General features: G+C 69.3%; 5 protein-coding genes. 2 read left to right on the plus strand and 3 right to left on the minus strand.

Features of this window, described 5'->3' with window-relative positions:
• Position 1: 1 nt before the first annotated feature.
• Positions 2–2,368: a glycoside hydrolase family 31 protein gene (locus tag TN53_RS31250; RefSeq protein WP_046262100.1), complete on the minus strand. Its 2,367-nt coding sequence runs from the start codon at positions 2,366–2,368 to the stop codon at positions 2–4.
• Positions 2,369–2,581: 213 nt separating this feature from the next.
• Here TN53_RS31250 and TN53_RS31255 point away from each other — a divergent pair, with 213 nt between their 5' ends.
• Positions 2,582–4,549: an acetoacetate--CoA ligase gene (locus TN53_RS31255; protein ID WP_046262101.1), complete on the plus strand. Its 1,968-nt coding sequence runs from the start codon at positions 2,582–2,584 to the stop codon at positions 4,547–4,549.
• Between the two features lie 75 nt (positions 4,550–4,624).
• Positions 4,625–5,518 carry a hypothetical protein gene (locus TN53_RS31260; protein WP_046262102.1) on the plus strand — a complete coding sequence of 298 codons (894 nt, stop codon included), beginning with the start codon at positions 4,625–4,627 and terminating at the stop codon, positions 5,516–5,518.
• Between the two features lie 68 nt (positions 5,519–5,586).
• On the opposite strand, the gene ptsP is transcribed toward TN53_RS31260, so the two are convergent.
• Together ptsP and TN53_RS31270 are read right to left on the minus strand one after the other, a co-directional pair.
• The gene (ptsP, locus tag TN53_RS31265) at positions 5,587–7,257 is read right to left on the minus strand and encodes a phosphoenolpyruvate--protein phosphotransferase (protein ID WP_046262103.1); all 1,671 of its coding nucleotides are present in this window, start codon (positions 7,255–7,257) and stop codon (positions 5,587–5,589) included.
• Positions 7,258–7,336: 79 nt separating this feature from the next.
• Positions 7,337–7,786, minus strand: a complete 450-nt coding sequence (locus tag TN53_RS31270) for a PTS sugar transporter subunit IIA (RefSeq protein WP_046262104.1) — start codon at positions 7,784–7,786, stop codon at positions 7,337–7,339.
• Between the last annotated feature and the right edge of the window lie 434 nt (positions 7,787–8,220).

An 8,220-nucleotide genomic window follows, 5' to 3' on the forward strand; every position in this document is an offset into this window, starting at 1 on the left:
CCTAGCGCTCCCCGATCCCCCGCACACGCACAGGGTGAGGCGGCGCACTCACGCCGTCCTCACCCTCCCGCTCGACGACCACCCTCCGGCCCTGCCAACGGGCCACATACCGCTCGATCTCCGGCTCGTCCCACCCGTCACCCGCGTCGGGCACGACCAGCCCCCCGCCGGCCCGTCCCCGGGCCGGCGCCCACACCTCCAGCTCCAGCCCGCCGTCCTCCCCGCGCACGGGAAGAACGGCACCCGCGCGCGCGAGCACCGGGATCCGCGACAAGGGAGCGTCCACGAGGACCTGCCCCGGCCCCTGATACGCCCGCTCCGTCACGGTGTCGTACCAGCGCCCCCGCGGCAGCTGCACCGCACGCCGGTCCGCCCCCGGATCGAGCACCGGCGCCACCAGCAGACTGTCGCCCAGCAGGAACGCGTCCTCGCAGTCACGCAGCGCCCGGTCCTCGGGCGCCCCCCACCACAACGGCCGCACATACGGCGCTCCCGTACGCCTCGCCAGATGCGCCAGCGTCACGAAGTACGGCAGCAGCCGCCGGCGTTCCAGAAGCGCCACGCGCGCGTGCTTCAGCACCTCGGTACCGAACTCCCACGGCTCCCGGCGCCCCGCCCGCAGACTCGCGTGCGTACGGAACAACGGCAGATACGCGCCCAGCTGGAACCAGCGCAGATACAGCTCGGGCGACGGACTCCCGTCGAAGCCGCCCACGTCCGGCCCCGAATAGGGCACCCCGCACAGGCCGAGCCCCATCACCAGCGACAGCGACGCCCGCAGCCCCGGCCAGCCCGTGGCCACGTCACCCGACCACGTTCCCCCGTAGCGCTGCATGCCGGCCCACCCGGAGCGCGAGAACACGAACGGGCGCTCCTCGGCAGCCAGTTCCCGCACGCCTTCGTACCCCGCACGGGCCATGCAGAGCGCGTACACGTTGTGCGCCTCGCGATGGTCACCGCCTTGCCCGTCCAGCTGATGCCGGGCCGAACGCGGCAGGGTCGACTCCCCGAAGGCCGCGAACGAGGTGGGCTCGTTCATGTCGTGCCAGAAGCCCGAGAACCCCTGAGCGAGCCGCTCCTCATAGAGGCGACCCCACCACTCACGCACACGCGAGTGCGTGAAATCCGGGAAAACCGCCTCGCCGGGCCAGACGACTCCCCGCACGAGGCGCCCGGAAGCGTCCCGTACGAACGCGTCCTCGGCGACACCACTGTCGAACACGGCGTTGCCCGACTCGGCCCTGACCGCCGGGTCGACTATCGACACCAGCCGGATCCCGTCCCGCCTCAGCTCTTCGGCGAGCTGGGGCAGCTTGGGGAAGCGCTCCTGGTCGACAGTGAACACCTGGTGCTCGTCATAGTGGTCGATGTCCAAGTGGACGGCGTCCAGCGGCAGGCCGCGCTCCTGGTAGCCGCCGACGATCCGCCGCACCTCCTGCTCGCTCCCGAACCCCCACCGCGCGTGATGGTGCCCCAACGCCCACGCAGGCGGCAGCGCGGGCGCACCGGTGAGCGAGGCCCAGGCGAGCAGCACACGCGCGGGGGTGCCCACCATTACCCAGCAGCGCAGCGGACCACCGGCCATCCGCAGCTCGCACGTACCGGCCCGGTCGTGCCCGGAACCGGCCCCCTCCTCACCCTCCCGCAACGTCACCGTGCCGTCCCACGAGGTGTCGTGGAACGCCAGATGCGCGGCCGCGTCGGACACCACGAACTGCACCGGCATCGTGATGTACAGCGGATCATCGGCGGGACCGAAGGACCCTCCGGGATCGGTGTTCCACAGCCGGTACGTCCCGTTCCTCAGCCGCGGCCCCGAAGCCCGCCCGCCCAGCCCGAAGAAGCGCGCGTCCGCAGACACTTCCGATCGCTGCATCCAGCGCGCGGCACCACCGCCCACCGGCTCCCACCACCGCGGCGGCAGATCCCGGCGCACGGTCATCCCACCGGGCGTACGCACCTCGATCGCACCGTGCCGAGAGACGACGACCGTCGCCCGTTCGGCCACCACCCGCCAGCCGCCGTCCTTGTCCGGCTCCAGCACCGCCCGGGGATCCGGCTCAGGACAGCGCCCGGCCAGCGCGTACGACGGCTCGGGACCCGCGCCGTCCCAGCCCCAGAAGACCGCCCCGTTCACCGTGACCGTGATCCGCAGCTCGGAACGGCTGAACCGGACGACCCCGCCGCCGGGCCCCGGCTCCACATCCCGCACCGGCCCGGGCACCCGAGCGCGCTCGGCCCCCCGTGGCGGCAGCCCCGCGGCATCCGCTCGCCGCATACGCCACGAGGCCCGTACGGAACGCAACCCCTGGGCCGCCCCCGCCGAACCGACCGTCTTTATCGAACGCACCAGGTCACGACCGTTCATGCTGCTCACCCTGCCACTGACCGCCCCACGCGCGCGTGTCGTTCAACTGCCGTTCACCCGTGCCGGGACCACATCTTCACGACACGGACTATGTGGGGCGCGCCCTGGTGTAGAAGTCGATCACATGGCATCGTCCGTGTCATCCGCGTCGCGCGCACACCCCAGCCCGTGCGCGGGAGACGCACACGACGCGCACAGTCCGGGAGCCGCCCCATGTCGACCGTGAACCCCCAGCCGCTCTGGCAGCCAGATCCGGAACGCATCGCCCAGGCGCAGGTCACCAGGTTCCACGCCTGGGCAGCCGAGCACCACGGCGCCCCGGCCGAAGGCGGCTACCACGCCCTGCACCGCTGGTCCGTCGACGAGCTGGACACCTTCTGGAAAGCCGTCACGGAATGGTTCGACGTACGCTTCTCGACCCCCTACGCACGCGTACTGGGCGACCGCTCGATGCCCGGCGCCCAGTGGTTCCCCGGGGCGACCCTGAACTACGCCGAACACGCTCTGCGCGCGGCCGCCACCCGCGCGGACGAACCGGCCCTCCTGCACGTCGACGAGACCCACGAACCACGCCCCGTCACCTGGTCCGAACTGCGCCGCCAGGTCGGTTCCCTCGCCGCCGAGCTGCGCACCCTCGGTGTACGCCCCGGCGACCGCGTCAGCGGCTACCTCCCCAACATTCCGCAGGCCGTCGTCGCCCTCCTCGCCACGGCCGCGGTGGGTGGCGTCTGGACGTCCTGCGCCCCCGACTTCGGCGCCCGCAGCGTCCTCGACCGCTTCCAACAGGTCGAGCCCGTCGTCCTGTTCACCGTCGACGGCTACCGCTACGGCGGCAAGGAGCACGACCGTCGCGACACCGTCGTCGAACTCCGCCGCGAACTGCCCACCCTGCGTGCCGTCGTCCACATCCCCCTCCTCGGCACCGACGCCCCGGAAGGCGCCCTGGACTGGTCGGCCCTCACGAGCGCTGACGTCGAACCCACCTTCGAGCAGGTGCCGTTCGACCACCCCTTGTGGGTGCTCTACTCCTCCGGCACGACCGGCCTCCCCAAGGCCATCGTCCAGTCGCAGGGCGGCATCCTCGTCGAGCACCTCAAACAACTCGGCCTGCACTGCGACCTCGGCCCCGACGACCGTTTCTTCTGGTACACGTCGACCGGCTGGATGATGTGGAACTTCCTCGTCTCCGGCCTCCTCACCGGCACCACGATCGTTCTCTACGACGGCAGCCCCGGCTACCCGGACACCGGCGCCCAATGGCGCATCGCCGAACGGACCCGGGCCACCCTCTACGGCACCTCGGCCGCGTACGTCATGGCCTGTCGCAAGGCGGGCGTGCACCCCGGCCGCGACTTCGACCTCTCCTCGGTGCAGTGCGTGGCCACCACCGGATCACCGCTGCCGCCCGACGGCTTCCGCTGGCTCCACGACGAGGTCCGCGACGACCTCTGGATCGCCTCGGTCAGCGGCGGCACGGACGTCTGCTCGTGTTTCGCGGGCGCCGTACCCACCCTCCCCGTCCACATCGGCGAACTCCAGGCCCCCGGCCTCGGCACCGACCTGCAGTCCTGGGACCCCAGCGGCAAGCCCCTCACCGACGAGGTCGGCGAACTCGTGGTCACCAACCCCATGCCGTCGATGCCGATCCACTTCTGGAACGACCCCGACGGCAGCCGCTACGACGACAGCTACTTCGACACCTATCCCGGCGTATGGCGCCACGGCGACTGGATCACCGTCACCTCCCGCGGCTCCGTCGTCATCCACGGCCGCTCCGACTCGACGCTCAACCGCCAGGGCGTACGCATGGGGTCCGCCGACATCTACGAAGCCGTCGAACGACTCCCCGAGATCAAGGAATCCCTCGTCATCGGCATCGAACAGCCCGACGGCGGCTACTGGATGCCCCTCTTCGTACACCTGGCCCCCGGGGCCGTCCTCGACGAGACCCTGCTCGGCCGCATCAAGCAGACCATCCGCGAACAGCTCTCCCCACGGCACATCCCCGACGAGATCATCGAAGTACCAGGTATCCCGCACACCCTCACCGGCAAGCGCATCGAAGTCCCCGTCAAGCGCCTCCTTCAGGGCACCCCACTCGACAAGGCCGTCAACCCGGGCTCCATCGACAACCTCGACCTTCTCCACTTCTACGAGGACCTGGCCCGCAAGCGCGCCTGACACCTCGCCCAGCCCCGTTGTCAGTGCCCCCGGTTACTGTGAGTGAGCATTGATCGACAGCGCACAGGGGGAAACATGGCGCACACCGACCACCAGACCATGCGACGCGTTCTGCGCCGCGAGATCGCCGGCACCATCGGCCTGCTCACCGACGAGCACGACTTCCGCAGCATGCGGAGCTACCGCAGCTTCACCTTCGACGACCACTCCCTCTATCTCCAACAGGTGGAGGAACTCCTCAAAAGCCGCGCCTCCCAGGGCACCCACACCGCGGTAGCCCTCTTCGACCCACAGGAGTACGCCGACTACTGCGCCGACACCGGCCTCGAACCCGACATTCCCTCCAGTCGCACCCGCTTCACCGCCGAACTCGCCACCACGGGCCCGACCATCCCGTACGACGGACGCCCCCTGGCGGAACTCGTCCCCGAACTCATCGACGAAGCAGTACGGCAAGCCACGTGGGAATACGCCTCCACACTCCTGGCACGCCTCGGCGCCTGCGCCTCCTGCGGTGAGGACATCGGCCGAGCCGCCTTCGCCCGGGCCTCCGACCTACTCGTCCGCATCCTCGACACGGCCCATCCAGGCAACCGGCACCTCGTCTGCAGCGTCACGGCAACACCGGAAACACTCGTCTCCGTCCTCCACGCCGACATCGACGCAGACGGCACCACGCAGCTCGACGAGGCCGAAGCCCTCGAATTCGCCACGGTCCTGGCTCTCGGCCTGGCGACCCAAACCCCCGGCGGACTCGTCATGCGAACCAGCGTTCCCAAAACCACCGACCGCATCTACGGCTGGCGGCTGCGCGGAGAAGGACTGGAACCCCTCACCGCGGGCGAGGTCTTCGACGCGTACTGCACCGACATCGAATCCGGAGACCTCATCTCACCGGAATCCGGCGTCGACTACTGCGTGCCGCCCGACCTCGGACAGGACGGCCCGACGCCCGGACACCACCACTGAACGCAGGAGGGGCGCCCCACCCGCAGGTGGAGCGCCCCTCAAGAAGCACCGCCGACCGGTACGGCCGACTACTCGCCGGACAGCACCGCCTGAGCGGCGTTGCGCGCCTCATCGGCACTGTCCGCCGCCCGAGCGGCCGCCGCGGCCCGCTCGCACTGCGCCAGCGTGTACTTCGCCAGAGTCGCCCGCACATAAGGAATCGACGCGGCACCCATGGAAAGGGAAGTGACACCCAGACCGGTCAGCACACACGCCAGCAGCGGGTCGGATGCGGCCTCACCGCAGACACCACAGCTCTTGCCCTCGGCCTTCGCCGCCTCGGCGGACAGCGAGACCAGGTCGAGCAGAGCCGGCTGCCAAGGATCCTGCAGTCGGGACACCGCACCCACCTGACGGTCCGCGGCGAAGGTGTACTGCGCGAGGTCGTTCGTCCCCAGTGACAGGAACTCGACCTCCTGCAGAACCGAACGCGCCCGCAGGGCGGCCGATGGAATCTCGACCATCGCGCCGAACTTCGCCCGCAGCCCCGCCTCACGGCACGCGTCAGCGAACGCCTTGGCATCCGCTCGGTCCGCCACCATCGGAGCCATGACCTCGAGGTAGACCGGCAGCCCCTCAGCGGCCTTCGCCAGGGCCGTCAGCTGCGTACGCAGCACGTCCGGATGGTCTAGCAGCGCCCGCAGACCCCGCACACCCAGCGCCGGGTTCGGTTCGTCGCCCGGCGTCAGGAAGTCGAGCGGTTTGTCCGCACCCGCGTCCAGCACACGTACGACGACACGACCCTCGGGGAATGCCTCGAGAACCTGTCGGTAGGCCTCGATCTGCTTCTCCTCGGAGGGAGCGTTCTTGCTGTCGTCGAGAAAGAGGAACTCGGTACGGAAGAGACCGACACCCTCCGCACCAGCCTCGACGGCGGCCGGAACGTCCGCAGGACCGCCGATATTCGCGAGCAGCGGCACCTTGTGGCCGTCGGCCGTGGCACCCGGCCCGGTCGACGCCGCGAGCGCGGCCTTGCGCTCGGCGGCGGCAGCCTCCAGCTGTGCCTTCTTCTCCTCGCTCGGATTCACGAAAATGTCGCCGGTGCTGCCGTCCACCGCGATCACGGTGCCTTCGGCGAGTTCACCGGCACCCGGCAGTGCCACCACGGCGGGGACACCGAGTGCTCGCGCCAGGATCGCGCTGTGGCTGGTCGGCCCGCCCTCCTCGGTCACAAAGCCGAGCACGAGAGTGGGGTCCAGCAGAGCCGTGTCAGCCGGTGCGAGGTCACGCGCCACAAGGACGTATGGCTCATCGCTGTCCGGAATGCCCGGCATAGGCACCCCGAGCAGACGGGCGACGATACGATTCCGCACGTCGTCGAGGTCCGCGACGCGTCCTGCGAGGTACTCACCGGCACCCGCCAGTAGCTCGCGGTACGCGGCGAACGCGTCGTACACAGCCCGCTCGGCCGTGCTGCCGACGGCGATGCGCCGATCCACATCCGCCATCAACTCGGGGTCCTGGGCCATCAAGGCCTGCGCCTCGAGCACCGCCTGTGCCTCACCGCCGGCCAGATTGCCGCGCGCCATCAGGTCGGCCGCCACAGCTTCCACTGCCTTGCGGGCGTTCCCCTGTTCACGCTCCGCGTCCTGAGCCGGGATCTGCTTGGCAGGCGGCTCCAGAACCGCCGTCCCCATGTGCCGAACCTCGCCGATCGCCACACCATGGCTCACGCCGACGCCTCGCAGCGTTGTCTCCATCTCACCCGTCTCCGATAGTGCGGCGGGTCCCGCCGCCGCGATGGTTGCCACTACTTGCCGTCCCAGGACGGAGTTGATGTCACTTCCAGGCGAAGAGACTGTCGCCGGCCTTCACATCGCCGTCGTCGCGCAGGTCGGAGAGTGCTTCGGCCGTGGCTTCGAGCGCCACGATCGGACAGACCGGGGACTTGCCGGCAGCCTCCACGGCGGCCGGGTTCCAGCGCACGATGCTCTGACCGCGGGTAACGGTGTCGCCCTTGTTCACGAGCAGCTCGAAGCCCTCGCCGTTGAGCTGGACGGTGTCGATACCCAGGTGAGTGAGCACACCGTGACCCTGATCGTCGACAACGACGAAGGCGTGAGGGTGGAGCGAGACGATGACTCCGTCCACGGGCGCGACGGCCTCAGAGGCCTCGCGCACGGGGTCGATCGCCGTACCCGGGCCGACCATGGCCCCGGAGAAGACCGGATCGGGCACAGCTGCCAGTCCGATGGCGCGTCCTGCCAACGGGGACGTCACGGTGGTCATGGGAAGCCTCCCAGGGGTGGAGATCGATATGCGTCGTCACTGCCTGTCCTGGACGGCGCACTGTGAGCAGCGTATGTCATATGAACTGACGGTTCCGCATGGAAGATACCGCGTAGTGGTCTAGACCACCAGTCCGATCGATTTGCACGCACTTCAGAGGCCCGTGTACAGTCGTACTCCTGCTTGAGGCCGAGCGGCGCTAGTAAGCGTCCTTGCTCAGCAGCACCCAAACTCGTCAGATCCTATCTCGGGGTCACCTTCTGCATGTCCGCAGGAGAGTGGTCAGGGAGTCGGAAAACACTGATAGAGTTTGAAACACCGAAGGGAAGCGCCCAGAGGAAAGCCCGAGAGGGTGAGTACAAAGGAAGCGTCCGTTCCTTGAGAACTCAACAGCGTGCCAAAAATCAACGCCAGATTAGTTGATACCCCGTCTC

The sequence above is a fragment of the Streptomyces sp. WM6386 genome (genome assembly GCF_000972385.1).
GTDB lineage: Bacteria > Actinomycetota > Actinomycetes > Streptomycetales > Streptomycetaceae > Streptomyces.

What these genes read in the sequence shown, in the direction of transcription:
- TN53_RS31250 (WP_046262100.1), bottom strand. Translation starts at nt 2,368, where the DNA reads ATGAACGGTCGTGACCTGGTGCGTTCGATAAAGACGGTCGGTTCGGCG.
- TN53_RS31255 (WP_046262101.1), top strand. Translation starts at nt 2,582, where the DNA reads ATGTCGACCGTGAACCCCCAGCCGCTCTGGCAGCCAGATCCGGAACGC.
- TN53_RS31260 (WP_046262102.1), top strand. Translation starts at nt 4,625, where the DNA reads ATGGCGCACACCGACCACCAGACCATGCGACGCGTTCTGCGCCGCGAG.
- ptsP (WP_046262103.1), bottom strand. Translation starts at nt 7,257, where the DNA reads ATGGAGACAACGCTGCGAGGCGTCGGCGTGAGCCATGGTGTGGCGATC.
- TN53_RS31270 (WP_046262104.1), bottom strand. Translation starts at nt 7,786, where the DNA reads ATGACCACCGTGACGTCCCCGTTGGCAGGACGCGCCATCGGACTGGCA.